Source organism: Streptomyces sp. NPDC002742 (assembly GCF_042888885.1).
Taxonomy (GTDB): Bacteria; Actinomycetota; Actinomycetes; order Streptomycetales; family Streptomycetaceae; genus Streptomyces.
In genome coordinates, this window is record NZ_JBIAQF010000001.1 from 228,556 (window position 1) to 254,893 (window position 26,338).

A 26,338-nucleotide genomic window follows, 5' to 3' on the forward strand; every position below is an offset into this window, starting at 1 on the left:
CTGTCGGTGCGTCAGTCGCGGGTGACGGCGGGCGCGATGTCCTCGTGCCGCTCCTCGGGAGCCCAGCCGGGAGCCCAGCCGGGAGACAAGGCGGAAGCGGAGTCCGGTGCGGCACCGGGATCGGCGGCCCGTGCGGGGGCCTTGGTCGCGGGCTTGCCGCAGAACGCGGACTCCAGGGTGCGGTACATGGTGTTGAGCACGGTGGTGTTGTTCGAGGTGTTGGCCAGCGCGGTGAGACTGCGCTTGCCGTCCTTCGTGGTGAAGGCGTACGTGTAGTAGCCCTGCACGGTGCCGGTGTGCCCGTACACGGAGATCCCGCACGACAGGTCGCGGCGGCGCAGGCCGAGGCCGTAGGACGTGTTGCTGTTGACCCGCGTCCACTTCGTCATCTGGGTGAGCTGCGCGGTGGACATGAGCTTGCCGCGCAGCAGGGCGGAGAAGAAGGCGTCCAGGTCGTGCGCGGTGGAGATGATGGCGCCCGCGCTCTGTGCCCAGGACGCGGTCTGCTTCGTGGAGTCCACCAGGGCCGCTCCCGCCGTGTCGGGCCTGAGATAGCCGTTGGCGTGGCGGCCCGGGATCGCGGTGCCTGGATGGACGTAGAAGGTGTTCGTGAGGCTCAGCGGGGTGAAGATGCGCTTCTGGTACTCGGTGCCGACGCCGTGCCCGGTCAGCTTCTCGATCAGCATGCCGGCCACGACGAAGTTGGTGTTCGAGTACGAATAGGCGGCCCCCGGCGCGTTGGTGCGCGGCTTCTTCAGCGACAGCTTCACCAGGTCGCGGTAGCTGAACACCTTGTTGCGGACGGCTTCGAAGCCTGGGACCGTCCGGGCGAACATGTCGTTGGTGTAGTCGTAGAGACCACTGCGATGGCTCAGTACGTGCCGCACGGTGATCCTGCCGTCGGGGAGCAGGCCCGGCAGGTAGCTGTTGACCGACTTGTCGAGCTTCAGCTTGCCCTCGTCGACCAGTTGGAGCAGCACCACGGCGGAGAAGGTCTTGGTGACGCTGCCGACGCGGAACCGGTCGTCAGTGCTGATGGTCCGTCCGGTGGCCCGGTCGTCGACCCCCTCGACCAACCGGTGCACCGTGCCGTTGTCGTCGATTCTCGCCATCGCGCCGGGTGCTCCCTGGCTGCGCGCCGTGCGCAGGATCGCGCGCAGGCCCGCGTCGTCGGGCGCGGCGGCGGCCGCCGCCACCCGTTCGGTGCCCGCTCGGTGCGTGTCCGCGTCCGTCGCCGCCTGCGCCGGGGCCGCCAGCAGGGACACCACGACCGCGCCGAGCGCCGTGCCCGTACCCACCGTTGCTGAGACCATCTGATTTCTCCCGAGTGCCGTCTGCCGGTTCGACGTGCCGGCTCGAACCACGCCGCGGATGCGGGCGTCGGCACCATCTGTACGCGCTGGAGGCGCGCGCGGGTTGCATTGCACGGGGATGCAGCGGAAACGGTGAAGCGGAATCGGTGAATTGGCGGAAAGGCGTCCTCCCGGGCGGCGCCCTGCCGGTACTTGGCCCGCGAGCGGTGAGTGACGGTGCGCAGGGGCCGGCAGCGGTCGCGGCGCTGACGAGGGGTCAGCCGCCGAAGAGCTGGGTCCAGTACGTGCCCGCCCGGCTGCCGCCGGCGAGGCCGATGCCTATGTGGGTGAAGTCGCGCTTGAGGATGTTGGCGCGATGGCCGGGACTGTCCATCCAGCCGCGGACCACCTCGGCGGGGGAGCGTTGCCCGCAGGCGATGTTCTCGCCGATGGAGCGGTGGGTGCAGCCCGCCGCCGCGGCCCGGTCCCAGGGCCGGCCGCCGCCGGGTGAGGTGTGCGCGTAGAAGTCGCGGGCCACCATGTCGGCGCTGTGGGCCTGGGCCGCGGTGGTGAGCCTCGGGTCGGCGGAGAGGGGCGGCAGACCGGCCGAGGTCCGCTCGGTGTTGGTGAGCGCGATGACCTCGCGCGCCGTCCGGTCCAGGCCCTCGGGACTGAACGGCCGCGCCCACACGGCCGTCCAGTACAGGTCGCCCGAGCGGGCGTCGGGAACGTACGCCAGTCCTGCCTGGTCGAACGCGGGATCGCACAGGGTGCGCCTGGACTCCTCGGAGGTGAGGCAGTACTCGACGAACTCGTGCGGGGTGCGCGGACCGGAGACCAGGTGCTCGCCGATCGTCAGGTACGGGTAACCGGCCGCGATGACGCGCTGGTAGACGGAGGTGCCGTCAGGGCTCTCCGAACTGAGCAGGCCGCGGGCCGCCATGACGCCGGCGTGGCTCCGTGCGGCGGCGGTCAGCCTGGCGTCGAGGCGCACTGGCGGGGAACCGGCGGCGGCGCGTGCGGAGTTCACCGGTCCCAGGAATCCGTCGGGGTCGGGGCCGCCGTCCGGCGTCCCCATGGGTCCGCCTCTCACCCGTCCGCCTCTCGCGGTCACGAGGTGTCCGGCGCCCGGCGCGGAGGTCTGCCCGGCCGCTGGTGCGGAGACCGGCCGGGCTCGGGGCGCGGAGGTCTGTCCGGCGCCGGGTGCGGTGATCCGCCCGGCCCCCGGCTCCGCGCCTCGCCCCGTCAGGGGCCGGCCACCCGGTGTCGCTCCCCGCGCCGCGCTCGCCGCCGCATTCGACGGCGTGGAGTCCTCGGTGACATCGACCCCGAAATCCCGTGCGACGCCCGCGAGTCCGTCCGCGTACCCCTGCCCGAGGGCACGGAGTTTCCAGGCCGTGCCGCGCCGGTACAGCTCGGCGAGGAGCAGCACCGTCTCGCGCTCCGGCCGGGGCGGGCTGAACCGGGCCAGGGCACGGCCGTCCGCTGCCGTGACCTGCAGCGTGGGGGACTGAAGCCGGCTCAGCGGAGTCGCGGGGTCGGCGGGGCTGACGACGACGGTGACGCGGGCCGCTCCGGGCCTCAGCCGCGCCGGATCGATGGTGAGCCGGTCGCCGTCGAGCCGGGCGCCGGGCGCGGCCGGCTGGTTGTAGAACACGAAGTCGCCGTCGCCGCGCACCCTGCCGCCGTCGTCGGTGATCAGCGCGGACACGTCGAAGGGGCCCGGCACCCTGAGGGTCAGGACCCCGTCCGGCAGGGGCGTGTTGCCCCCGGGAACCAGCTCGCTCATGCCGTCGCCCGTCGATGTGGTGATCCGTGCCCGCCGCGCCACGGGGCGCGGGCCGTCGACCGCTCAACGGGCCACGCGCGCCCTAGGGTTCCCGCGACCTGCGCGGGACCGGCCGCGGGCCGGGCACGGCGTCGAGGTCGCCGGGGGTGGCGGGCGGCCGGAGCGATGACAAGGGGGGTGCCGCGGCGCGCAGCGAGCGCAGCGCGAGCAGCATGACGCCGATGTCGTCGAGGTAGACCGGGTCGGGGAGCAGGTCGGTCGGCAGCACCAGATAGACGACGGCGCCCCAGAAGATCCAGCGGGGTCCGGTCGGCAGTCCGGCCCGCCGCAGGTCACGGCGGGTGCGTACGAGGCGGAACAGGAGGAACAGCGCCCCCGCGAGCGCGGCGGCCGCGAGGACCGCGGCGACGACGAGGACCAGGGTCCATGAGGTCGAATCCATGTGTCCGTCCAGAGATCTCGTCGGGGGTGTGCTTCCCTTCCGTGTGCCCGCTCGCGCCCAGGCTACCGCCCCGGGTACGGCCGTCCGTGCTCGCTTCCGGGACAGCGGGGGCGTACGGGCTAGTCTTCGCCGGGTGTGTCGCGGCGGCAGATGACGAAGTCGTCGAAGACGTGGCGGCCGGGTCTCGGGCCGATGGACTCGACGGCCCGGCGGATGTCCAGGAGCTGGTCCGTGGTCATCTGCAGCGGAGGCTCGTCGGGCTGATAGGTGGTGCGCACGGGGTAGTCCCGCCCCGGTTCCCGGGTCATCTCGATGTGGCAGCCGAGCACGTGGGTGACGGGGCGCCGCCCGCAGAAGTCGATCAGACGGTCGACGGTGCGTGTGAAGGCCGGCCAGTCCTCGACGTACAGGCGCCCCGGATAGACCGTGTCGCCCGTGAGCAGGAGTCCGGTCCAGGGGTCGAAGAACGTCACCGAGGCCTCGTGGTGCCCCGGCGTGGCGAGACACTCCAGCACCCGGCCGCCGAGATCGACGCGGGCGACGGCGTCGGGATCGTCCCGGAACCCGAAGAAGTCCCAGGCGCTGCCGAGCGCCGCGTCCACGACCTCGGTGCCGGGGCGGCCGGTGAACTGACCGTCCCCGGCGATGTGGTCGCCGTGCGGGTGGGTGTGCAGCACCAGCAGCCCGTAGTCGTCGTCGCGGGGATGCCCGGCCAGCCAGGACTTCATCACCCCGTCGACGACGCGACGCAGCGGGAAGTGGTCGGCCGAGGCCGTGGCGCCCGTGTCGATCAGCAAGGCCCGCGCCGTCCCGAAGAGCAGGAACATGAAGGGCGCTTCGTAGTCGATCGCCATGTTCTGGCGAAGGATCACCGTGTGCTCGTCGTAGGCGTGGACCTGGATGTCCGGATCCGTGTTGTGCTTGGCCGAGGGCGAGCCGTGGATCCACCGCACGTCGAGAGGTGCGGCAGAAGCGGAATCGTCACTTCCACGGGCGCCGTCGGTCTGCTGCCCAGCAGTGTCCACGTTGTCTCCTCGGGCTCGGTCCTGCCGGGCCGGCAGGGCCCGGGACCTCAGTTTCGCGGGTGGGCGTGGTCCACCAGTGCCTGGGACACCGTACGGATGCTCCGGGCGATGTGCTGGAGCTGCATGAGCTCGGCGGCGTACAGCTTGATGGTGTGCTCGATGACCCCCTCCGCCAGGCCGAGGCCGGGCAGCTCGGAGCGCGCGGTCTGCAGTGCCGTGCGGGCGACCCGTATCTCCTGCTGCACCTGGAGGTGCGCGTGGCGGGCGAGCAGCACGGGGTGCTTGTGCAGGACGGGGTAGCTCGCGTAGCGGCTCGGCACCAGCTCGCGCAGCCATTTCACCGCCGATCGCTCCCAGTCGAAGCTGCCGGGGGTCTTGACCTGGCACGGCCAGTCCGAGGTGATCGGTGAATACGTCAGGGCCATGTTCATCGCTTCCGGGTTACGTCGGCGGGGGACTCTGGGGCGGCCCCGGCATAGGGGATGACCGGGGCCGCCACCACGGGTCTCGCAGGCGAGACCCGCTCGAACACCCGGACCCCGATGCGGGTAGGAGCGGACGGCTCCGGGCGCTCATGGGTCGTGACCCGGAGGCCTCCGGGTCACGATCCGAAAGAAGTATTTATATATGCCGCCGGATGCGCAAGGGCATGAAAACATTCATGCGTGCTTTGATGTGAATGATCCCGTGATGCCGTGGTGACAGCCGGTACGGGAGAGGGGGCGGCGGGGGTGTCGCGAGGGGGCATGCGCGGTGAGGCGGCTCGTGCCGTGACGCGGCCCGCGCGGTGAGGCGGGTTCGTGCGGCAGGGCGGCCCGCGCGGTCGCGCGACCCGTCCCCGGCGTGGTGCCCGGGTCAGTCCCGCAGGAAGAACTGGTGCTGCTCGGCGACCGCCTCGTACTCCTCCAGGCGCGCCTGCGTGCGCTCCGGATCCGCGTCGGTCATGGCCTGGAGCAGCGCCGCCGAGAGCACCACGGGCGCCGCGTAGGAGTCGAAGACGAGGCGGGAGCCCGTGCCGGTGGCGAAGGTGACGTCGGCCTCGTCGGCCAGCGGGCCGAGCCCCAGGTCGGTGATCAGTGCCACCTGGAGGCCCGCGCTGTGCGCGACCCGAAGGGCGGTGAGCGTCTCCTGGGCGTGCCTGGGCATGCCGAAGGCCAGGACCCAGGTGCCGCCCGCCGCGCGTGACTGGAGCAGGGCGTCGTACGCGACCGAGCCGCCGCGCGTCACCACCCGCACGTCCGGGTGGATACGGCGGGCTGCGTACGCGAAGTACTCGGCCAGCGAGACGGAGATCCGCAGGCCGAGAACCGTCAGCGGCGCCGACTTCGACAGGGCCCGGCCGACGCGGATGATCTGGTCGGGATCGGCGAAGTCCCGCCGCAGGTTCTCCAGGTTCTCGATCTCGGCGTCCACCGCGGCCTGGAGTTCGTTGCTGGTGACCTCGGCCGGGGTCCCCGGAGTGCTGCCGAGGGTGCTGAGCGCGATGGCCTGGAGGTTCTCCCGCAGCGCGGGGTAACCGCTGAACCCCACCGCCGCCGCGAAGCGGGTCACGGAGGGCTGGCTCACGCCGACCCGCTCGGCGAGGTCGGTGATCGACAGGAACGCCGCCTCGGTGATGTGCTCGATCAGGTACTGGGCGATGCGCCGCTGGCCCGGCGAGAGCCGGGGGCCGTCGAACAGTTCCCTGAGCTGGGACGTGGGTGCGGCGCCCGCCTCGGGAGCCGTCTTTCCCGAGGTGATCGCGGATGCCTGGGCGCGTGCCTGCTGCGGCGATGGCACCTGTGCGCCTCCTTCATGTCCCACGAGAACTCAACATAGCTCACCGACCTTTCTGACCTGGGCCGGTATTGGCGCAAGCAATGTGTGCGTTCCTCGTTTCGCGCGGGATCGCGGGGTACCCGCAGGGGCATCACGACGTGCTCGTGCGCGGGCGCGCGTGCCTGTTTCGCCGACGCGAGGGAGAGGGTTTTCATGAGCGTGCAACAACTGCCCGCGTCAACGGTCCACGTGATGCTCGGCGACTGTTCCGCGGCCGATGCCAAGAGTGTGCTCGCCGTCCTGTCCGGCCACTTCACCGCGGACCGGGAGAGCGCGGACGAGCCCCACGAGTCCGCGAGCGGCCGACCGACGGTGTGGACCGCGCTGTTCGACACGGCCGGTGATCTCCGAGGCGGTGCCGGGCCTGTCGTGGAGCTTTCGGGGCAGCCGACAGTGGAGGCACAGGGTGGTCCCCTCGCGACGCTGCGTCTGCGGGAGGCACTCGGTGCCGCATTCACCGTGCACGAGCTGGGCACGGAGGCCGGTGACCAGGAGGTTCAGATGAAGCTGCGGCTGGATTCGAGTACGGCGCACGAGACGCGGTCCGTGTGAACGCCGGGACGGCCGCGCGCGGCGCGGAGACAGCCGGTCGCCGCGCGGCGACCGGCTCCGCGCGGGCAGGGGCGGCCCGCGCGGGACTGACGGCGCGAGGGGTGATCTACGCCCTGGTCGGCGTGCTGGCCCTGCGCATCGCCTTCGGCGAGGGCGGCGGGCGCCAGGCGGACCGGGGCGGCGCCCTGGAGGAGATCGCCTCGAAGCCGTTCGGGGCGGCCCTGCTGTGGGTCCTCGGCGCCGGGCTCGTCGGTATGGCGCTGTGGCGGCTGTCCGAGGCGGTGTTCGGTGCCGCCGGACAGGACGGCGGCGCGGCCGGCAAGCGCCTGATGTCGGCCGGGCGCTGCGTGTTCTACGGGTTCGTCGCCTACTCCGTGCTGGCCTTCGCCGCCGGTTCGCGCGGCAGCGGTGCGGGCGACCGGCAGTCCCGCGATGTCACGGCCAAGGCGCTCGGCATGCCGGGTGGCCAGTGGATCGTAGGCGTCGCCGGCGCGGGGCTGGTCGTCGCGGGCGTCTGGATCGCCGTCCGGGCCGTGCTGCGCAAGTACCACAAGCACCTGAAACTCGGCGAGATGTCGCGTCGGGTCCGCAGGGCGGTCGACACGGCGGGCGTGGGCGGCGGGGCCGCGCGTGGCGTGGTGTTCGCCGCGGCGGGGGCCTTCGCGATCCGGGCCGCCGTGGACTACCGGCCCGACCAGGCCAAGGGGATGGACGGCACGCTGCGGTCCTTCGCCGGAACCCCGGTCGGCCCGTGGCTGCTGGCCTGCGTCGCCGCCGGGCTGGTCCTGTTCGGGCTGTTCTCGTTCGCGATGGCGCGGTGGCGGAGGGTGTGACGCCCCGAGGGGCCCGGCCTTCTCGCGGCCCTGCTCGCGGGCACTGTCGCCCGGCATCGGGAAACGACGACTTGACGGCACCGGTCCGGCCCGGTCGTTCCGCGCCTGACCTACGACGCACGGGTGCCCCCGACGCACGCTCGCGACGGGGGCACCCATGCGTGCAGGGACCGGTCAGGGCTGCGCGCTGAGTGCGAAGCTCTGCGCGGCCGAACCGTCACAGCCGCGCTGGGTGAGCTGCACGCTGTTCACCGCGGAACCCGCGGCGCTCAGGCACTTGCCGCTGTGCCGGGCGATGAAGTGATAGCGCCCGGTACCCTCCTTGACCGGCTGCCACTGCTGGTTCTGGCCGCTCGACCAACTCCACAGCTGCAACGGCGCGTTGTCGGCCGTCGAGCGGTCGGTGACGTCGACGACCTGCTGCGGATCCGGACGGAGCGTGATCCGCGTGTAGCCGCTGTCCGTCGAGCGGAACTGGAACTGCTGCGCCTGCGTGCCGTTGCACGCGTACTGCTGGATCGCGGTCCCGTTCGCGGTGCCGGCCGAACGGGCGTCCACACAGGTGCCGTTGCCGGAGTTGGCCAGTGAATACCAGGTGGTCTCGGAGATCGGATCCGCCGGTGGCGGCGATGTGTCCGCCCCGCCGAGCCACTTGAGCCCGTCCAGCAGGAACCGGTTCTGCGTCGCGCTGGCGAACGTCGACGACAGCGTGGTGTTCGTCGCGTAGTCCATCGCGTTGTGGCCGAAGTTCGCGTACAGCATCCGGTACTTCGAGTTGGTCCACAGAATCGGGTAGTAGCCGCTGTACCAGGACTGGTTGGGGTCCGTGCCGAGCGGAAAACTGCTGGGGTCGATCGAGGCGAGAATCCTGATGTCCGGGTTCTGCCGCAGGTCGTTGGACCAGCTGTACCACTCGCTGACCGACGAGGTGAAGGTCGCCGGCAGGTTCACGGTGGCGGGATGCGTCCGGTCCTCCACCTTCAGGACGGCCGTGGTCGGCCCCCAGGTGTTGGACTTGAAGTCGCCGCTGCCGAGGAACTGGTTGTGATACCACGGCCAGCTCTGCGCGTCGGTGGTGAAGGCGGAGACATGGAAGCCCAGCCAGCCGCCGCCCCCGCGCATGTACTGCTCGAAACCGGCGCGTTGGGCCGCGGTCTGCGGCAGGTCGTCGAGGAACAGGACGACCTGGTACGCGTTCACGCCTCCGTTGCTGAGGAGGTCCCAGTTGTTGCTGGCCGTGTAGGTGAAGCCGTTCGCCGCGGCCTGCTTCGGGAACCAGTCGTTGGCCTCGTGGACGAAGCTGATGTGGGCGGCGTCCCAGGTGCCGTTGTAGAGGGCGAGCACCTTGAACGGGGCCGCCGTGGTCGCCGCGGTGGTGGCGTGCGCGGCGGGTGGAGCCGCGAGGCCGAGCAGTGTCGCCAGCAGGACGAGGACCCTCAGGACTCCGCGCGCCGGACCGGATTCGCTGATGCGCATCCGACTCTCCTTCCCGTACGTGTCAGGGATCAGGGGTAGCTGACGAGGTCGGCGACATTGGTCGAGGAGTTCGACGGACCGCCCCGGTCGTTGACGACGTGCCGGATGGTGCCCGTGCCGCCCAGCGAGACGGTCACCATGTCTTTGAAGCGCACGTTCGCGTTGTTGGGCGCCTCGATGGCGTGCTCGGCGGCGACCGCGGAGTTGACGTTGAAGTAGCAGTAGCTGCCGAAGCCGTACACCTGATGGCTCGTCACGGAGGCGGCGACCTTGTAGGCGGCGTAGCCCTGCGTCGAACCGTTCATCCACGCCGCCTGGTTGGGCGGGTCGTACGGCATCTCGTTCTGGTAGAAGTACGTGCGGCCGCCGTTGCCGTTCCAGATCGTCTGGTACTTCTGGTAGTGCTCGACGAACAGCCCGTACATGGTCACGTCGTCGCCGTTCACGACGAGCCCGGTGTCGGCCGTGTTGCTGGTCCAGCCGACCCCGCTGCCGTGGTCCGCGCGCCACAGCCACAGGTGGTCGCCGATGACGTCGTCGCTGTTGACGGTCAGGCTGGTGGTGGCCTTACCGACGCCCGCGCCGCCGATACGGAAGAACACGTCGTGCAGGGAGCTCGGGTCCGCGCTGTGGTCGGCGGAGGAGCCGCTCGGCCCCATCTCCAGCAGCTGCGCGGAGTTGGTGGTGCCCGCGTCGATCAGCAGCCCGGCGAGCTGGACGCCGTTCACGTCGGCGACCGTCATCGCGGTGACGCCGTTGTCGGGGACGAGCGTGGCGAGACCGAGGCCCAGCACCACGGTGTCGGCCCTGGTGACCTTGAGTGTCTGGTCGAGGTGGTAGACGCCGGGCGTCACCAGCAGGTTCTTGCCCTGGGCCAGCGCGTCGTTCAGCTGCGCGGCCGTCGCGCCCGGCTTCACGATGAAGAAGTCCGAGAGCGGCAGCGACGTACCCGCGGGAGTACCCGAACTCCAGCTGGTCCCGTTGGAGTTGGTGCGGACGGACGGAACGAACACCTTCCAGGCGCCCGCCGTGTCCACGTACAGGAAGGGCTTCTCACGGGAGACCGGCGTCTGGTCCACCGTCGTGTACGGCGGGCTCGGGAAACTGTTCGCCGGAGCGTTCCTCGCGCCGACGAACACCATGTTCCAGTTGGAGCCGGTCCAGTTCGACCACTCGGTGTTGCGCGACAGCCACTGCTGCTGCGAACCGGAGTTGACCTGGCCGTCGATCTTCGTGTCGGCCATGTAGCCGCCGCTGGACCAGCCGCCGTCGTCCAGCGCGAGGTTGCCGCGCAGATGCATCCGACGGTACGGCGCCGCCTGCGACACCGCCCAGCGGTCCGATCCGGACGTGGGGGTCACCGACAGGTTCTCCGCCGAACGCCAGAAGTTCTGGGTCGCGTTGCCCTGGAACCAGTCCGCCTCGGCGTGCACCGAGCCCTGTATGTTCACGTCGTCGGGGGACAGGCCGAGACCCGCGACCTGGGTGTAGAAGCCGACGTTCGCGTTGGCGCTGTAGGTGCCGGGCTTGAAGAGGAATGCCTTGCGGGCGGTGCCGAACTGGTTGGTCTCCTGCTGGGAGAACGCCGAGTCGAGGCTGCTCTGGATGGTCGCGGCCGGGGTCGACGGGTCGAAGACGGTCACGTTCGGGCCGAGGTCCGGTGTCCCCGGCGGCTGTTGGCCGTCCACCGCGTTGACATAGAAGGACTGGGCCGCCGTGCCGTTGCAGGTGTACTGCTGGAGCTGGACGCTGTCGGCGGTGGAGGCGCTCGGCACGTCGAGGCACTTGCCGCTGTTGCGGTTCACGAAGTGGTAGGCGCCGCCGGCCTCAGCCACGGCCTGCCACTGCTGGTTGGTGCCGCCGCCGTACGCCCACAGCTGCACCAGCGCGCTGTCCGCGGTCGAGACGTCGGTGATGTCCCAGGCCTTGGTGGCGTCGGCCCGGTTGTCGACCTGGGAGTACCCGCTCGACGTGGCGGCGAACTGCCACTGCTGGGCCTGGCTGCTGTTGCAGGCGTACTGCTGGACCGCCGTGCCGTTCGCCGTTGCGGCGGCGCGGGCGTCGACGCACTTGCCGTTGCCCGCGTTGACGACGGTGGCCCAGCCGGTCGGCACGGCGGCGGCCTGCGCGACCGTGTCGTTCTGGGCGGCGGCGTTCTGCGAGGCGACGGTCAGGCCCGACACCGTCGTCGCCACGAGCGCGGTCACCGTCAGCAGCCTGGCCGTTCGGTGGCGTCCGGACTCTCTTCCGGATCCGGGCAGGGGGAATCTGGACATGGGGGATCTGGACATGGGGGACACTCCTGAACTGGTGGGGGGTTCATGTCCGTGAACAGTGAATGCATTCATGGAGTCGTGGTGATCGGTGAACCTAAAGGTCTGCACCAAAGACGTCAAGATGTGAAACAAGGAACCCTTTGAAATCGGCCGCCATTGCCGGGAGTTGAACATCCAGACACCTGACCGACCGTCAACTCGACTTCATGATAAGGATGTTCATCGGTGCGTCGCGGTTGGGGTCCGTCGTCCGCGTGCGGCGTCGCCGACCGGCCGCGCGACCGGGACGGGATCGCGACGTCGTACGTCCCTCGTCCCGGTGGGGTGGTGGTTCACCTCTTGAATCCGGGTCGAAAGCGGGTTCCGGAACGGCGTGCCGGGTGTGGGGTTTCTTACAAGGTGGTGACGGGGCGGCCAAGCACACCCACCTCACCCGCATCTCAGGGCACTCTGGTTCCGGGTCGGTGGCTCCTGTTTTGGAGAGACGCGGGAATCCACCGGCCACCGCGCCGACCGGCACCGCCGGTTCGTGTCCTGCGGCAAGGGAAGCGGCTGCCGCGGAACAGCGCCCCGGAGCACTTCCGGGGCGCCGTGCGCGTTCTGAGGCTGGTGTTCTGTGGCTCCTGGCCTCTGACCTTCGGCCCCTGACCTTCGGCCCATGGTTTTTCTATGCCGCTAGTCGGTGGTCGTGCCCCGGAGTTCGGACTCGAACGCGGCAAGCGCGGTCTGCACCCGGTCCAAGGTCGTCTCGGTGTCGCTCGTGGCGTCGACGGTCAGCCCCGCTTCGACGTCGAGCAGCGGCTGGAGGGCGTCGTACTGGGATTCGAGCAGTTCCTCGGACATGAAGTGGCCCGTGCGGTGCGTGATGCGCCGACGAGCGACGTCCCGTTCCAGGTCCAGGTGTACGAACCACACGCCGGGCCCGGCCGCACGCAGCAGCTCCCGGTAGGTGAGCTTGAGGGCCGAGCAGGAGACGACCGCGCTCCGCCGGGACCGGGTCGCGTCACGGATCCAGTTCGCGAGCGTGTGCAGCCACGGTTCGCGGTCGGCGTCGTCCAGCGGGCGTCCGGCGCTCATCCTGGCGATGTTCCGCGGCGGGTGGAAGTCGTCGCCCTCCACGAAGGGCACGTTGAGACGCTGGGCGAGCTTCTTCCCGAACGTGCTCTTCCCGGACGCGGAGACGCCCATCACGACCACGATCGTCGGTGCGGCCCCGGGTGATGGCATGCGGCTCCTCCTGGATCGAACCGGCAGGACGTGGGTGCCCTCGCCGGAATCCTGGGGGGAGGGCCGGGACGCCGGGCCCGTGCGGCGACGTGGTCCGGCGGAATGCACCCGGATGGGCGCGCCGCGGACGGAGGCCGGTGCTGTTCCGCGCGGTGGACTCCGTGCCGAGCGGGCACTGTCGTCACGCGGTTCTCTCTCCCCCCGCGGGGTGACCGGACCGGGCGGTTGCTCCGCCGGAGGGACCCGACTACTTCCAACGGCCGAGCGGGACGGGTCCGCCCTCGCCGACTCCCGGCGGTAGTGATTGCCTCGGTGCGGGGCCGCCGGACCCGCGGTCGACGTGATCGCGGCGGGCGAGATCTCCCCGCGGCCCAAGGACACCGGCCTCGCACCGAGCGGGCACGCGCGAGTCGGGCCGGCGGAGCGACAGCGGGCCCGGGTCCCCGTACATGGCGCACCGACGAATGGGAGACGGCAGTGACCTCAGACGTGGACACCGGTGGGCAGCTCGCGGGGCTGCCGTTGCTGCGGGGCCAGAAGGCCCTGGTGACCGGGGCGAACTCGGGCATCGGACTGGCGACGGCGATCGCGCTGGGCCGGGCGGGTGCCGACGTCGTCGTCAACTACGTCGCCGGACAGGAGGCCGCCGAGGACGTGGTCCGGCAGATCCAGGCCTTCGGCGTACGGGCTTTCGCACACGAGGCGGACGTGTCCGACGAGGCTCAGGTCGTCGGGATGTTCGCGCGCATGCTGGAGGAGTTCGGCACGATCGACATCCTGGTGGCCAACGCCGGTCTGCAACGGGACGCGCCGGTGACGGAGATGACCCTCGCGCAGTGGCACAAGGTCATCGACGTGAACCTCACCGGCCAGTTCCTCTGCGCCCGGGAGGCGAGCAAGGAGTTCCTGCGGCGCGGAGTCGTGCCCGAGGTCTCCCGCTCGGCCGGAAAGATCGTCTGCATGAGTTCCGTGCACCAGATCATCCCGTGGTCCGGTCACCTGAACTACGCCGCGTCCAAGGGCGGTGTCCTGATGCTCATGCAGACGCTGGCCCAGGAGCTCGGCCCGCACGGGGTCCGGGTCAACGCGGTTGCGCCGGGCGCCATCAAGACCCCGATCAACCGCAGCGCCTGGGACACCCCCGAGGCCGAGCAGGATCTCCTGCGGCTGATCCCCTACCGGCGGGTGGGTGAGCCCGAGGACATCGCCGACGCGGTGACGGTCCTGGCCTCCGACCTCATGGACTACGTGGTCGGCACGACCCTGTTCGTCGACGGCGGGATGACCCTCTTCCCCGGCTTCGCCACCGGCGGCTGAGCGCCGGCCGGACACCGGCGGGGAGACAGCCGTGACGGAGAACCAGATTCTCGAAGGCCTCGGACTGATCGTCGTCCTGGCAGTCGGCTCCCAGCTGCTGGCGAGCCGGCTGCGGATCCCCGCCCTGCTCGTCCTGCTGCCGGTCGGTTTCACCGCGGGCGCGCTGACCGACATCGTCAACCCCGACGAACTGCTCGGGGACGCCTTCTCCCCGATGGTGTCGCTCGCCGTGGCGGTGATCCTCTACGAAGCCGGGCTCGGCCTGAACGTGAGCAGGCTGCACGGCCACATGCGGCGTGTCGTGGCGCGGCTCATCTGGATCGGTGTCCTGATCACCTGGGCGGCCACCGCCGTTCTCGCCGTACCACTGCTCGGCATGTCGAAGAGTTCGGCGGTCATGCTCGGCGTGATCCTCGTCGTCTCGGGGCCCACCGTGGTCGGACCGCTGCTCCACTTCGTGCGTCCGACCGAGCGGTTGCAGCGCATCCTGATCTGGGAGGGGTCGTTGATCGACCCGGTCGGAGGCATTCTCGGGGCACTCGTCTTCCACGCAGTCGTCGCGAGCGGCAGCAGTGACCTGCTCGGCAAAATCGGTCATTTCGCGGTGAGTTCGGCCGTCGGGCTGATCGGGGGCGCGGTCGGGGCCGCAGTGCTGTGGCTCCTTCTCAGCCGTCTGCACCTGGGCGAGGTACTGGGCACGACGGCACAGCTCGCCGCCGCGGTGGGCGTGGCGGCCCTCTGCGACGCCATCCGGGACGACACCGGACTCATCGCCGCCGTCGTCATGGGGATCGCCCTCGCCAATCTGCCGGGTGTGTCGCTCCCGGCGCGCCGCCCCTTTCTGGAGACCCTGGTATCGCTGATCATCGGGCTGCTGTTCATCTCCATCCCGGCCACGGTCACCCCGGCGTCCCTGCGGCACGTCATCCTGCCCACGCTCGGTCTCGTCGCCGCCCTGGTCCTGGTCGTCAGGCCACTGGTCGCGTTCCTGTCCACCGCAGGAACGGACCTGCTCCGCGGCGAGAGAGCGTTCATCGGATGGATGGCACCCCGCGGAATCGTCGCCGCGTCCACCGCCTCGACCTTCTCCGCCGCTCTGGTCTCCGATCACGTCGGCGGCGCCCAGAAGATCCTGCCCGCCACCTTCCTGGTGATCGTCACCACGGTGACGCTGTACGGCCTGAGCGCACACCCCGTCGCCCGGCGGCTGGGCGCGCTGCGCCCGGCGAGGGCCCGCCCGCTGCTCGTGGGCGGCGACCCCCGGGCGGTCGACCTGGGACGCGCACTTCGCTCCGCGGGCCTCGACGTGCTCATGTGGGCCGGACGGGAAGAGCAGCGTGACCGTATCCGGGCCGCCGGAGTGAGCCTGGCGCCGGGTGAGCTGCTCGCCGCGGCCACCGGCGAGGGAGCGGAACTCGAAGGGATCACCGGAGTTCTGCTGCTCACCGAGGAGGACGACTTCAACGCGCTGGCGTCGGAGACCCTGCGCGGCACGGTCGACGGGTTCGTCCACCGGCTGGGGCCGCCCGGTCTGAGTCACGGCGTCGTCGCCCCGTACACGAGCGGCGACACCCTGTTCGGGGCCGGGCTGAACAGACCGGAACTGGCCCGGCGCTACGAGGACGGCGCCCGGATCACCTTGCGCCCCGTCGAACGGGGCATCCCGGCCGGACACGCGCTGCTGTTCCTCGTACGGCCGGACGGGCGGCTGGACCCGGTCACCGAGACCAGCACCCCGCGGCCGGAGGCCCACGACACCGCGATCCTGCTCGGTCCGGTGCGGGTGCCCGGCGTGGTGCGGGCGGACTGACGACGGGACCGACAGCGCAGCCCGACGGTGCGGGCCGACGACGAGTCCGGGGGCGGGGACCGATCACCGGGACCGACGGCGGCCCGTGCCGGCCATCGGCCCGGTGGGGTCCGAACACCAACGGGCCAGCACGAATTGCGGCGTGGCCGCCGGTTGGATCTCATGGATCGCATGCAGCAACAAGCCTCTGAGCCAGACGACCTCGTGCCGCCGATGGAGCGTTCGCACTGGGTGGCCTTCGCCGGGATCCTGCTGATGGTCAGCGCCCTGTTCAACCTTCTCAACGGTTTCGTGGCGATCTTCAACCACGGCTACTACTCGACCGCGTACTCCCAGGGCAACCGACTGCTCATCCTCAACTACACGGCCTGGGGCTGGATCTTCGTCGTCCTCGGCATGGTGATGGCGCTGGCGAGTCTCGGTGTGTTCGTGGGCTCCAGGGGGGCGCGTCTGACGGGCATCTGCCTGGCCGCGTTCGCCCTGGTCGCGCAGATGATCTTCCTTCCGGTCTACCCCTTCTGGTCGGTGTTCACGATGCTCGTGTCCCTGCTGGTCATCTACGGCCTGCTGGTCGAGCCGAAGCATGTGCACGGGGTCCGGGTGTAGCCGGATCCGGACGAGCCGTGTCCTCCCCGGCGGCTTCGGCCGGACGCGGCCCGAGCGCCTCAGCCGCGCGGCCGGTCGAGTGCCTCGTCGAGTGTCGTGGCCGCCATGATCAGCGACAGATGGGTGAACGCCTGGGGGAAGTTGCCCAGTTGCTCGCCGGTCGGGCCCACCTCCTCCGCGAAGAGGCCGACGTGGTTGGAGTACGTATGCATCTTCTCGAACGTGTAGCGCGCCTCGGCCAGCCTGCCGGAGCGGGCCAGGGCGTCGACGTACAGGAAGGTGCACAGGCTGAAGGTGCCCTCCGAGCCGCGCAGGCCGTCCGGGGAGGCGGCGGGGTCGTAACGGTAGACGAGGCTGTCGGAGACCAGCGTCCGGCTCATCGCGTCGAGGGTCGACAGCCAGGTCGGGTCCTTCGCGCCCAGGAAGCCGACCCGGGGAGCGAGCAGCAGCGAGGCGTCCAGCACGTCGCCGTCGTAGTACTGGACGTACGCCCGTTCCTTGTCGCTCCAGGCGCGCTCCATCACCTGCTCCAGGACGGCGTCGCGCGCCCGGGTCCACAGCGCGGTGTTCGCCGGCCGGCTCCATTCGTGGGCCAGGCGCAGACCGCGGTTGAACGCGGCCCAGCACATCACGCGGCTGTACGTGAAGTCCTTGCGCCCGCCGCGGGTCTCCCAGATGCCCTCGTCGGGGCGGTCCCAGTTGTCGGCGAGCCAGTCCAGCGTGCGGGCGACGGCCTTCCAGCCGGCGTAGTCGGCCTGGATGCCGATCTCCCGGCCCTCCGACAGGCCGTAGAGGGCCTCGCCGTAGATGTCGAGCTGGAGCTGGTCCGCGGCGGCGTTGCCGACCCGTACGGGGGAGGAGCCGCGGTAGCCCTCGAAGTGGTCCAGGATCTCCTCGCCCAGCAGGGGCGTGCCGTCCACCCGGTACATGATCTGGAGCGCTTCGCCTTCCCGGTCCAGGCGCTCCATCAGCCGTTCGCGCAGCCAGTGGGTGAAGGCCGTCGCCTCTTCGGCGAACCCGAGGTCGAGCAGGGCGCGCAGCGACAGGGAACCGTCCCGCACCCAGGTGTAGCGGTAGTCCCAGTTGCGTTCGCCGCCGACCTGTTCCGGCAGGCCCATGGTGGCCGCCGCGACCGGGGCGCCGGTGGGCGCGTAGGTCAGGAGCTTGAGGGTGATGGCGGAGCGGTGCACCATGTCGGGCCAGCGGCCCCGGTACCGGGAGGTCCGCACCCAGCTCTGCCAGAACTCGATGGTCTCCGCCAGGTTCTCTTCGGTCCCCGGCACGGTGGGCGGCGGCGGTGCCGTGGCGTCCGGCGCGTCCACGGTGAACACGGCCGTGGCCGTCTCGCCGGCGCTCAGGGTGACGGAGCTGCGGACGTCCTGTCCGTCCCGCTCCAGAGGGAAGGTGCTCTGCAGGAACGCGGTGATTCCCGGCCCGCGGAAGACGGCGCCGTCGGGACCGAGGGCCAGGTCGTGACCGGCCCGCCCGTAGTCGAAGCGCGGTCGGCACTCCAGGGCGAACCGCATCGTTCCCCGCACCGTCCGTACGGCGCGGACGAGCCGGTGCCGGGCGGACGCGGTCCGGGTGCGGTCCGGTGGCATCCAGTCGAGGACCTCGCCCACCCCGTCCGGGGACATGAACCGGGTCACCAGCACCGCCGTGTCCGGGTAGTAGAGCTGCTTCCAGACGCCTTCCGGAAGGGAGGGCGCCAGCCGGAAGTAGCCACCGCCGTCGTGGTCGAGCAGCGCGGCGAAGATGCTGGGCGAGTCGAAGCGCGGTGCGGCGAACCAGTCCACGACGCCCTTGGCGGAGACCAGAGCGGAGGACTGGAGATCGCCCACCAGACCATGATCGGCGATCGGCGGATAGCGGTCCACGGCGATCCAATCTCGAGGATCCAGGCCTCTTCACTATCCGACATGGTGGACATGTGCGCTTGTTCGTCCCCGAGGAGGGGCTGATCACGCGCGCGACGGGTCGCCGGACGCGGCTGGATCGCCGGACGCGGGGCGGCCGGGATCACCTGAGTGGACCGCTCGACGTCGAGGAGGCGCGCGCCGGTGTGCCGACCAGGCGCGCCCGGGTCTGGGAGGTGACCGCATGGACATGATCCATGTGCGCATGGTGAGTCCCGCCGGGCTGACCGACGCCGCGGTCGCGTTCCTCGCGGCCGACCCCAGCGTTCTGAACCTCGTGGTGCAGCCCGGCATCGCGCGGAACCCGGACGGTGACGCCCTCGCCTGCGATGTGCTGACCGGAGGGGCGAACGGCGTGCTGCGCGCTCTGCGGGAGCTGCGCCTCGACCAGGTGGGCTCCATCGTCATCGAACCCGTCGACATGGCGTTCTCCGGACGCGCCGCGCAGGCCGGTGCCGATCGGCTGGGGGCGCTCTCCCGGGCGCCGGTGTGGGAAGAGGTGGAGGCCCGTATCCGTGCCCAGGGCACCTACGCGCCGAGCTTCTACCTCTACCTCGTGGTCGCCGGACTCATCGGCGCGGTCGGCATCGTCACCAACTCCCAGATCCTCATCGTCGCGGCCATGGTCGTCGGGCCCGAGTACGGCGCCATCGTCAGCGTCGCCCTGGGTATCGACCAGCACTCGCGGCCGCGCGTCCGCAAGGGGCTGACCGCCTTGACGGCCGGGTTCGCGCTGGCCATCGTGGCCACGTTCCTGTTCGGCCTGTTGATCCGCGCGTTCGGTCTGGAGTCCAGGGAGTTCGACCTGGGCGTGCGTCCCGTCTCCCATCTGATCGACACACCCGACTTCTTCTCGGTCGCGGTCGCCACGCTGGCCGGAATCGTGGGCATCGTCTCCTTGACCGAGGCCAGGACGAGCGCTCTGCTGGGTGTCTTCATCTCGGTCACCACCATCCCCGCGGCCGCCGACTTCAGCGTGTCCGCCGCTTTCGGAAGCTGGACCGAGGCGCGCGGAGCGTTCATCCAGCTCCTCATCAACGTCTTCGTGCTGATCGTGGTGGGCACACTCACGCTCCGGGGGCAGCGGGCCATCTGGCGCCGGGTCGGCCGGCGTGGCCTGCGAGCCGCCGACGGGTGACCGGCGCGCGGACGCGCGGGGCGGGGCGTCCTGTCCGGCAGGCGGGAAGTGTCAGACTGACGCCATGGACGAGCGCGTATTCGACAGGTCGGGTCAGCAGGCTTCGGTCATCGGTCTCGGCACCTGGCAACTGGGGGCCGACTGGGGCGACGTGAGTGAGAAGGACGCCCTGGCCGTGCTGGAGACGGCGGCGGAGGCGGGGGTGACCTTCTTCGACACCGCCGACGTGTACGGCGACGGGCGGAGCGAGGAGACCATCGCGGCCTTCCTGAGCGGCCGGCCGGACCTGCACGTCATGGTCGCCACCAAGATGGGCCGCCGCGTCGACCAGATCCCGGAGAACTACGTCCTCGACAACTTCCGCGCCTGGAACGACCGTTCCCGCCGCAACCTCGGAGTCGACCGCCTCGACCTGGTGCAGCTGCACTGCCCGCCGACCGCCGTGTACTCCAGCGACGCGGTGTTCGACGCCCTCGACACCCTGGTCGAGGAGGAGCGGATCGCGGCGTACGGCGTGAGCGTCGAGACGTGCGACGAGGCGCTCGCCGCCATCGCCCGCCCGAACGTCGCGAGCGTCCAGATCATCCTCAACCCCTTCCGCATGAAGCCCCTGCGGCGGGTCCTGCCCGCGGCCCGGGAGGCGGGCGTCGGCATCATCGCGCGGGTCCCGCTGGCCTCCGGGCTGCTCTCCGGCAAGTACACCAAGGACACCGTCTTCGCCGCCGACGACCACCGCACGTACAACCGCCACGGCGAGGCCTTCGACCAGGGCGAGACCTTCTCCGGAGTCGACTTCGTGACGGGCGTGGAGGCGGCGGCCGAGTTCTCCGCCCTCGCCCCCGAGGGGTACACCCCGGCCCAGTTGGCGCTGCGGTGGATCGCCGGGCGGCCCGGCGTCACGACGGTGATCCCGGGAGCCCGCTCGCCGGAACAGGCCCGCGCCAACGCGGAGGCCGCGAAGCTGCCCGAGCTGTCGCGCACGACGCTGGACGCCATCGACGAGCTGTACGAGCGGCGGATCAAGGAGCAGGTGGAGAGCCGCTGGTAGCGCCGCCGCGGGACCCGGCGGCGGGACGCGCCGGGCTCCGACGGTCCGCGCCGCCGTGACAAGCCGTCCCTTGGACGCCGTGCCGCCGGGACGGGGCAGCTCTCCCCGGCGGTCCGTGCCGCCGGGCATGCCGTCTCTTGCGGGCCGGCGCCGCCGCCGACGCGTCCTGCGGCACCGGCCTCCCGGTGCCGCAGGACGCGTCGGCTGTTCGGCGGACCGTATCGCCGGGACAGGCCGGCCCGGAAGCCCGGTGCCGCCGGGGCGGGTCAGTCCCCGGCGGCACCCGCCCCCGGCATTGCGCCGAGTTGCCGGTCGTGCACGCGGCTCAGCGCCAGGACGGAGACGGTCGCGCCGATCAGGGCGCAGAACATGTCCCACTGGGTGTCCCACACATCGCCCTGCGTCGCCAGGAAGGCGTCCGCGCCGTGGCCGCCGATCACGGCGGCCGCCCACTCGAACATCTCGAAGAGGGCACTGAAGGCGAGGCAGGCGCACACGGTCAGCGGCGCCAGCCACCTGCTGCCGCGCAGCGGTGACGTCCGGCTGAGCAGCTCCCGCACCAGGACGGCCGGTACGAAGCCCTGCATGAGGTGCCCGAACCGGTCGTACGGATTGCGGTCGAGCCCGAACGTGTCGCGCACCCAGTCGCCGAGCGGCACCTGCGCGTAGGTGTAGTGGCCGCCCACCGCGAGCACCAGCGCGTGCGCCGCGAGGAGGCAGTACAGCAGAGTGGTCATCGGGAACCGCCGCCGGCTGATCACCACCAGCGGCAGTCCGACGATCACCCATACGGTCTCCAGCAGCCAGGTCGTCCCGTCGTGCGGATGCCATGCGGAGACCGCCATACCGGCGATCACCACCGCGAGGAGCACGGCCGGGAGTGTCCGGTGCGGGGTGGGCTCCGGGGAGGCCGGGCGCGGGCCGGCCGTGGCGAGGACCGATCTGGGCATGGCGGGCTCCTTCGTTCCTTCGTCCGGGTCGCCCCATGGTGATGGAGCGCCGGGGAGGGTGGCATGAGTACGGGTACTCATGCCACCCTCCGCACATTTTGACGAACATGTTCGCAACGTACTTGTTCGCAACGAACGTGTTCGTTATCTTGAAGGGGTGACAGGACAACCCGCCCCCCGCCCCAGCCGCCGCGAACGCCCGGCGAAGCCGGCCCTGACCAGGGACGGCATCATCCGGACCGCCGTCGCGCTGATGCGTGCCGAAGGCCTGACGCGCGTCACCATGCGCCGCCTGGCGCAGGAGCTCGACACCGGACCGGCCTCGCTCTACGTCTACGTGCGCAACACCGCCGAACTGCACGCGGCGGTGCTCGACGACCTGCTCGGCGGCGTCGACCTGGGCCCGGCCCGCGCCGACGGCGACTGGCGCGACCGGCTCGTGAAGGTCCTCACCTCGTACACGGCCGTCCTGTTCGAGCACCCCGGGCTCGCCCGCTCGGCCCTGGTGGCCCGCCCGTCCGGCGAGCGCTACCTGGACCTGGCCGAGGCGCTGCTGTCCTTGCTCGACGAGGGCGGTGTCCCCGGTGGGCAGGCGGCATGGGCGATAGACCTGCTGCTTCAGTTCGCCACCGCCACCGCGGCGGAGCACGCCGCGGGGGAGAAGGGTCCGGCCGACACCGAGGGTGAGTGGGCGGCCCTCGCCGCGGCGGTGCGCGGTGCCTCTCACGAGCGCCACCCGCACATCGCCGCGTTGGGCGCGGACCTGCTCTCCGGGCCTGGCGTGGCACGTCTGAACTGGGGCTTCCACGTCCTCATCAACGGCGTCCTGCTCACACCCCGGCCGGACACACCCGAGGCTCCGGCCGGGGCCACCCCACCCGACACGCCGTGAGCCTCCCCGGCGCGCTGCCGTCAGCACCACGCACCGTCACCGAGAGGCGACGGTCAGCCCCGTACCTCCCGTGCATCCCGTACAAGGAGAACCAGTCATGACGAGTACCCACCACCCCATCGCCGTGATCGGCGCCGGTCTCGGCGGCCTCACGCTCGCCCGCGTCCTGCACCTGAACGGCATAGAAGCCGCCGTCTACGACCTGGACGCCTCGCCCACCGCCCGCCCGCAGGGCGGCATGCTCGACATGCACGAGGAGTCCGGCCAGGCCGCGCTGCGCGCCGCGGGGCTGTACGACGAGTTCCGCGCGGCCATCCACGCCGGTGGCGAGGCCATGCGCGTCCTCGACAAGCACGCCACCGTCCGGATGGAGGACGCGGGCGAGAACGAATCACGCCCGGAGGTCTCCAGGGCCGCCCTGCGCGACATCCTGCTCGGCTCGCTGCCCGAGGGCGCTGTCCGCTGGGGCGCCAAGGTCACCGGCACACGAACGGCCGAGGACGGCCGTCACGAGGTGACCCTCGCCGACGGGCGCGCCTTCACCGCCGACCTGTTGATCGGCGCGGACGGCGCCTGGTCGAAGGTGCGGCCGCTGGTCACGGACGCCACCCCTGTCTACGCCGGTATCTCCTTCGTCGAGATGCACCTGTTCGACGCCGACACCCGTCACCCGAAGGGCGCGGCCGTCGTGGGAGGCGGCATCCTGTTCGCGCTCGCCGAGGAGAAGGGCCTGCTCGGCCACCGTGACCCGGACGGGTCCCTGCACGTCTACGCCGCCCTGCGCACGCCCGCCGACTGGGCGGTCTCCGGCGCCGTCGACTTCACCGACACCGCGGCGGCCAAGCGGAGCCTGCTGGAGCACTTCGACGGCTGGGACGAGAGCCTGCGCTCACTGATCACGGAGGCGGACGGCGAACTCGTCGCCCGGCCGATCCACGCCCTGCCGCCCGGCCTGCGCTGGGAGCGCGTCCCCGGCGTCACCCTGCTCGGTGACGCCGCGCACGTGATGTCCCCCTTCGCCGGAGAGGGTGCCAACCTCGCGATGCTCGACGGAGCCGAACTCGCCGCCGCCCTGGTCGCCCAACCCGGCGACACCGAGAAGGCCCTCACGGTCTACGAGGAGGCGCTCTTCCCGCGCTCCGAGAACGCGGCCACCGAGTCCGCCGCGAACCTCTCGATCTGCTTCAGCCCGGACGCCCCGCAGACCCTGGTCGACCTGATGAACCAGTACCGAGGTGATGCCAACTGACGTACAGAGCAGTATTTATGACGATCGGTCAGTGAATTCGGGTTCTCGTCGGCGAAAACCGCGACCCCCTTCACCACCGGGTGGGCCCACCCTTCACCACGCCGTCACCCTCCGGACGCGCAGGTCACTTCCGGCACTCCCGGGCGCCCTCTATCCTCGCGCCCGGGCCGGGTCCTGGGCAGTCGCCGGGCATCCCCGGTCCGACCCGTCCTCGCACCCTGCCCGTCGGAAGGTGACACCTCCCATGCGCCCCTCATGGCCGCGCACAGCAAGACGGTTCGGCAGCAGGTCCGCCGCCGTGCTCGTGACCACCGCCCTCGCCCTGGCGACCCCGCTCCCCGCCGACGCGGGCGTCCCCGCCGTGGAGCGGCCGGTGTCCGTGGTGGACCCGCTGATCGGATCGGCGAACAACGGCACCACCTACCCGGGAGCCACGCTCCCGCAGGGGATGATCGGCTGGTCCCCGACCAGCACGACCGGCGACCAGACCGGCACCGGGGCCGCCAACGGCTACCAGTACGCCGTCACCCGCATCCGCGGTCTGAGCCTCACCCATGTCAACGGCGCCGGATGCAACCCCGGTGCCGCGGGCGACATCCCGATCATGCCGTACGTCGGTGACGTCACGTCCTCGCCCTCGGCCGACACCAAGGACGCGGTGTACGCGGCCGACTTCTCGCACACCGCCGAGAAGGCCGTACCCGGGCGCTACTCGCTCGGCCTCGCCTCGGGCGCGTCGGCCGACCTCGCGGTGAGCAGGCGGGCGGGCGTCGCCGACTTCACCTTCCCCGCCGACCGCCCCGCCAACCTGCTCTTCCGGGTCTCCAACTCCCTCAACGGCAGCGAGGACGCGCAGGTCGACATCGACACCGCGCACCGCAGGGTGACCGGCTCGGTGCTGACCGGCGCGTTCTGCGGGCGCCGCGCGAACGGCGGCACGAACAACCGCAAGAGCTATTACCGGCTGTACTTCAGCGCGTCGTTCGACCGGGATTTCTCCTCCGTGGGCACCTGGAAGGACGGCACCCTGTCCGCAGGGTCCACCACCGCCTCGGGCGGGGAGGGCTACGCCACCGGCGCGGCCCGCGCGGGCCGCGGCTCCGGCGGGTACGTCGGCTTCGACACGAGTGCTGACAACGATGTCCACATGCGGATCGGCATCTCGTACGTCAGTCTCGGCGGCGCCGAGGCCAACCTGCGCCGGGAGATCGCCCCGGACGCGAGCGTCGCGGACGTGGCCGACAAGGGCGCCCGTATCTGGAACCGCGAGCTGAGCACCGTCCGGGTCGACGGCGGCACCACCGACCGGCGCACCACGTTCTACACCGCGCTCTACCACGCGCTCATGCAGCCGAACCTGATCAGCGACGCCGACGGCCGCTACTACGGCATGGACGGCGCCGTGCACCGTCTCGCCCGCGGCCAGCGCGCGCAGTACAGCAACTTCTCGGGCTGGGACCAGTACCGCGCCCAGATACAGCTCCTCGCCCTGCTGAGGCCACGGGTCGCGGGCGACTTCGCCCAGTCCCTCTACAACTTCGCGCAGCAGAACGACGGGGTCTGGGACCGCTGGGTGCACATCAGCGGCGCCACCCACGTCATGACGGGCGACCCCTCGGCGGCGACCGTGGCCACCCTCTACGCGATGGGCGTGCGCAACTTCGACTACGAGGGAGCGTTCGACTCGCTCGTACGGCAGGCCACCGTGCCGCGCCCCGAAGGACTGCTGGACGCCGGCTGCCCCGGCCAGTGCGTGGGCCAACGGCCCAACCTGGCACAGTATCTGACGTCGCACTACGCGGCGCAGGACGTGTGCCACTGCTGGGGCGGCGCCGCCGAGACACTGGAGGACGCGGTCGCCGACTCGGCGCTCGCCAAGTGGGCGCGGCTGCTCGGCCGCGACCAGGAAGCGGCCGTCTTCGCCGAGCGAGGCGCCTACTGGCGCAATGTCTTCGACCCCGCCGCCACGGCCGGCGCCGGCTACATCCGGGCCCGCAAGCTCGACGGGTCCTGGGTGACGCCGTTCAGCCCCGGCAGCGACCTCGGCTTCGCGCAGGGCACCAGCGCCACGTACACCTGGATGGTCCCGCAGGACGTCCAGGGTCTGGCCGCCGCCATGGGCGGCCGGGACACGGCCGCGGCCCGGCTGGACGGCTTCTTCCACAAGGCCGACGGCTCCTGGTCCGTGCGGGGCGGGGACGCCCTGCGCTACGACCCCACCAATGAGCCCGGGATCCACGCGCCCTGGCTCTACAACGGGCTCGGACAGCCCTGGAAGACCCAGGCGACCGTCCGGCAGATCCTCGACACCGTCTACGGCACCGGCCCCTCGGGCCTGCCGGGCAACGACGACCTCGGGACCATGTCCGCCTGGTACGTCTTCTCCGCGCTCGGCCTGTACCCGCAGACCCCGGGCAGCGCGACGATGCTCCTGGGCGCCCCGGTCTTCCCGCGTGCGGTGGTGCTGCGGCCGGGCGGCAAGAGCATCGTCGTCAGCGCGCCCGACGCGGATGCCACGCACCTCTACATCGACGCCGTACGGGTCGACGGGCGCCCCGCACAACGTTCCTGGACCGGCGCCGGTCTCACGACCGGGGGCGGCACGGTGAGATTCCGGCTCGGTGAGCAGCCGGACACCGAGTGGGCCACCGCCCCCGAGGACCTGCCGCAGTGACCGCGCGG

Annotated in this window: 21 protein-coding genes; 10 read left to right on the plus strand and 11 right to left on the minus strand. The window is 71.1% G+C overall.

What is annotated here, in order from left to right:
* Positions 1-11: 11 nt before the first annotated feature.
* The 6 genes from ACFYW8_RS00995 to ACFYW8_RS01020 all read right to left on the minus strand — a co-directional run bounded on the left by ACFYW8_RS00995 (position 12) and on the right by ACFYW8_RS01020 (position 6,327).
* On the minus strand, positions 12-1,313 hold the full coding sequence (locus ACFYW8_RS00995; RefSeq protein ID WP_389065392.1) for a serine hydrolase domain-containing protein: 1,302 nt from the start codon (positions 1,311-1,313) through the stop codon (positions 12-14).
* Between the two features lie 256 nt (positions 1,314-1,569).
* Positions 1,570-3,081: a CAP domain-containing protein gene (locus ACFYW8_RS01000; protein ID WP_389065397.1), complete on the minus strand. Its 1,512-nt coding sequence runs from the start codon at positions 3,079-3,081 to the stop codon at positions 1,570-1,572.
* Positions 3,082-3,163: 82 nt separating this feature from the next.
* On the minus strand, positions 3,164-3,523 hold the full coding sequence (locus ACFYW8_RS01005) for a YkvA family protein (protein WP_365872178.1): 360 nt from the start codon (positions 3,521-3,523) through the stop codon (positions 3,164-3,166).
* Between the two features lie 119 nt (positions 3,524-3,642).
* Entirely contained in the window at positions 3,643-4,548 is a 906-nt protein-coding gene (locus ACFYW8_RS01010) for an MBL fold metallo-hydrolase (protein WP_389065405.1), read from the minus strand.
* 47 nt (positions 4,549-4,595) lie between these two features.
* Positions 4,596-4,979: a hypothetical protein gene (locus ACFYW8_RS01015; protein ID WP_365872182.1), complete on the minus strand. Its 384-nt coding sequence runs from the start codon at positions 4,977-4,979 to the stop codon at positions 4,596-4,598.
* 424 nt (positions 4,980-5,403) lie between these two features.
* Positions 5,404-6,327 carry a MurR/RpiR family transcriptional regulator gene (locus tag ACFYW8_RS01020; protein ID WP_365872184.1) on the minus strand — a complete coding sequence of 308 codons (924 nt, stop codon included), beginning with the start codon at positions 6,325-6,327 and terminating at the stop codon, positions 5,404-5,406.
* A 192-nt stretch (positions 6,328-6,519) separates the two neighbouring features.
* Here ACFYW8_RS01020 and ACFYW8_RS01025 point away from each other — a divergent pair, with 192 nt between their 5' ends.
* Positions 6,520-6,918, plus strand: coding sequence for a hypothetical protein (locus ACFYW8_RS01025; protein WP_365872186.1), 399 nt, complete (start codon positions 6,520-6,522; stop codon positions 6,916-6,918).
* Positions 6,915-7,751, plus strand: coding sequence for a DUF1206 domain-containing protein (locus tag ACFYW8_RS01030; RefSeq protein WP_365872188.1), 837 nt, complete (start codon positions 6,915-6,917; stop codon positions 7,749-7,751). The genes ACFYW8_RS01025 and ACFYW8_RS01030 overlap by 4 nt, the downstream gene beginning before the upstream one ends.
* A 174-nt stretch (positions 7,752-7,925) precedes the next feature.
* Here ACFYW8_RS01030 and ACFYW8_RS01035 read toward each other — a convergent pair whose 3' ends face one another.
* The 3 genes from ACFYW8_RS01035 to ACFYW8_RS01045 all read right to left on the minus strand — a co-directional run bounded on the left by ACFYW8_RS01035 (position 7,926) and on the right by ACFYW8_RS01045 (position 12,730).
* The gene (locus tag ACFYW8_RS01035) at positions 7,926-9,227 is read right to left on the minus strand and encodes a ThuA domain-containing protein (protein ID WP_389065420.1); all 1,302 of its coding nucleotides are present in this window, start codon (positions 9,225-9,227) and stop codon (positions 7,926-7,928) included.
* A 29-nt stretch (positions 9,228-9,256) separates the two neighbouring features.
* Positions 9,257-11,518 (minus strand): RICIN domain-containing protein, encoded by a 2,262-nt coding sequence (locus tag ACFYW8_RS01040; RefSeq protein ID WP_389065424.1) that lies wholly within the window; start codon positions 11,516-11,518, stop codon positions 9,257-9,259.
* Positions 11,519-12,178: 660 nt separating this feature from the next.
* Positions 12,179-12,730 carry a gluconokinase gene (locus ACFYW8_RS01045; protein ID WP_389065428.1) on the minus strand — a complete coding sequence of 184 codons (552 nt, stop codon included), beginning with the start codon at positions 12,728-12,730 and terminating at the stop codon, positions 12,179-12,181.
* A gap of 522 nt (positions 12,731-13,252) precedes the next feature.
* Between ACFYW8_RS01045 and ACFYW8_RS01050 the strand changes: the two genes are divergently transcribed.
* From ACFYW8_RS01050 to ACFYW8_RS01060, 3 genes are all read left to right on the plus strand, one after another.
* Positions 13,253-14,047 carry an SDR family oxidoreductase gene (locus ACFYW8_RS01050; RefSeq protein ID WP_389066567.1) on the plus strand — a complete coding sequence of 265 codons (795 nt, stop codon included), beginning with the start codon at positions 13,253-13,255 and terminating at the stop codon, positions 14,045-14,047.
* 31 nt (positions 14,048-14,078) lie between these two features.
* Positions 14,079-15,857 (plus strand): cation:proton antiporter, encoded by a 1,779-nt coding sequence (locus ACFYW8_RS01055; RefSeq protein WP_389065432.1) that lies wholly within the window; start codon positions 14,079-14,081, stop codon positions 15,855-15,857.
* 171 nt (positions 15,858-16,028) lie between these two features.
* Positions 16,029-16,463: a hypothetical protein gene (locus ACFYW8_RS01060; protein ID WP_365872198.1), complete on the plus strand. Its 435-nt coding sequence runs from the start codon at positions 16,029-16,031 to the stop codon at positions 16,461-16,463.
* Positions 16,464-16,522: 59 nt separating this feature from the next.
* Here the strand turns inward: ACFYW8_RS01060 and ACFYW8_RS01065 are convergent, their stop codons facing one another.
* Complete coding sequence (locus tag ACFYW8_RS01065) at positions 16,523-18,346, minus strand: glycoside hydrolase family 15 protein (protein WP_389066571.1); 1,824 nt, start codon at positions 18,344-18,346, stop codon at positions 16,523-16,525.
* A 217-nt stretch (positions 18,347-18,563) separates the two neighbouring features.
* Here ACFYW8_RS01065 and ACFYW8_RS01070 point away from each other — a divergent pair, with 217 nt between their 5' ends.
* Complete coding sequence (locus tag ACFYW8_RS01070) at positions 18,564-19,517, plus strand: DUF389 domain-containing protein (protein WP_389065438.1); 954 nt, start codon at positions 18,564-18,566, stop codon at positions 19,515-19,517.
* Positions 19,518-19,581: 64 nt separating this feature from the next.
* Positions 19,582-20,565, plus strand: coding sequence for an aldo/keto reductase (locus tag ACFYW8_RS01075; protein WP_389065443.1), 984 nt, complete (start codon positions 19,582-19,584; stop codon positions 20,563-20,565).
* Between the two features lie 266 nt (positions 20,566-20,831).
* Here the strand turns inward: ACFYW8_RS01075 and ACFYW8_RS01080 are convergent, their stop codons facing one another.
* Positions 20,832-21,410, minus strand: coding sequence for a DUF2238 domain-containing protein (locus tag ACFYW8_RS01080; RefSeq protein WP_365873803.1), 579 nt, complete (start codon positions 21,408-21,410; stop codon positions 20,832-20,834).
* A 262-nt stretch (positions 21,411-21,672) separates the two neighbouring features.
* Between ACFYW8_RS01080 and ACFYW8_RS01085 the strand changes: the two genes are divergently transcribed.
* The 3 genes from ACFYW8_RS01085 (at position 21,673) to ACFYW8_RS01095 (ending at position 26,330) form a co-directional block, all read left to right on the plus strand.
* Positions 21,673-22,407, plus strand: coding sequence for a TetR/AcrR family transcriptional regulator (locus ACFYW8_RS01085; RefSeq protein WP_389065448.1), 735 nt, complete (start codon positions 21,673-21,675; stop codon positions 22,405-22,407).
* 97 nt (positions 22,408-22,504) lie between these two features.
* Positions 22,505-23,656, plus strand: a complete 1,152-nt coding sequence (locus ACFYW8_RS01090; protein WP_389065453.1) for an FAD-dependent oxidoreductase — start codon at positions 22,505-22,507, stop codon at positions 23,654-23,656.
* Positions 23,657-23,900: 244 nt separating this feature from the next.
* On the plus strand, positions 23,901-26,330 hold the full coding sequence (locus tag ACFYW8_RS01095) for a GH92 family glycosyl hydrolase (protein ID WP_389065458.1): 2,430 nt from the start codon (positions 23,901-23,903) through the stop codon (positions 26,328-26,330).
* The last annotated feature ends 8 nt before the right edge of the window (positions 26,331-26,338 follow it).

What these genes read in the sequence shown, in the direction of transcription:
- ACFYW8_RS00995 (WP_389065392.1), bottom strand. Translation starts at nt 1,313, where the DNA reads ATGGTCTCAGCAACGGTGGGTACGGGCACGGCGCTCGGCGCGGTCGTG.
- ACFYW8_RS01000 (WP_389065397.1), bottom strand. Translation starts at nt 3,081, where the DNA reads ATGAGCGAGCTGGTTCCCGGGGGCAACACGCCCCTGCCGGACGGGGTC.
- ACFYW8_RS01005 (WP_365872178.1), bottom strand. Translation starts at nt 3,523, where the DNA reads ATGGATTCGACCTCATGGACCCTGGTCCTCGTCGTCGCCGCGGTCCTC.
- ACFYW8_RS01015 (WP_365872182.1), bottom strand. Translation starts at nt 4,979, where the DNA reads ATGAACATGGCCCTGACGTATTCACCGATCACCTCGGACTGGCCGTGC.
- ACFYW8_RS01025 (WP_365872186.1), top strand. Translation starts at nt 6,520, where the DNA reads ATGAGCGTGCAACAACTGCCCGCGTCAACGGTCCACGTGATGCTCGGC.
- ACFYW8_RS01035 (WP_389065420.1), bottom strand. Translation starts at nt 9,227, where the DNA reads ATGCGCATCAGCGAATCCGGTCCGGCGCGCGGAGTCCTGAGGGTCCTC.
- ACFYW8_RS01040 (WP_389065424.1), bottom strand. Translation starts at nt 11,518, where the DNA reads ATGTCCAGATCCCCCATGTCCAGATTCCCCCTGCCCGGATCCGGAAGA.
- ACFYW8_RS01045 (WP_389065428.1), bottom strand. Translation starts at nt 12,730, where the DNA reads ATGCCATCACCCGGGGCCGCACCGACGATCGTGGTCGTGATGGGCGTC.
- ACFYW8_RS01060 (WP_365872198.1), top strand. Translation starts at nt 16,029, where the DNA reads ATGCAGCAACAAGCCTCTGAGCCAGACGACCTCGTGCCGCCGATGGAG.
- ACFYW8_RS01070 (WP_389065438.1), top strand. Translation starts at nt 18,564, where the DNA reads ATGGACATGATCCATGTGCGCATGGTGAGTCCCGCCGGGCTGACCGAC.
- ACFYW8_RS01075 (WP_389065443.1), top strand. Translation starts at nt 19,582, where the DNA reads ATGGACGAGCGCGTATTCGACAGGTCGGGTCAGCAGGCTTCGGTCATC.
- ACFYW8_RS01080 (WP_365873803.1), bottom strand. Translation starts at nt 21,410, where the DNA reads ATGGCGGTCTCCGCATGGCATCCGCACGACGGGACGACCTGGCTGCTG.
- ACFYW8_RS01090 (WP_389065453.1), top strand. Translation starts at nt 22,505, where the DNA reads ATGACGAGTACCCACCACCCCATCGCCGTGATCGGCGCCGGTCTCGGC.
- ACFYW8_RS01095 (WP_389065458.1), top strand. Translation starts at nt 23,901, where the DNA reads ATGCGCCCCTCATGGCCGCGCACAGCAAGACGGTTCGGCAGCAGGTCC.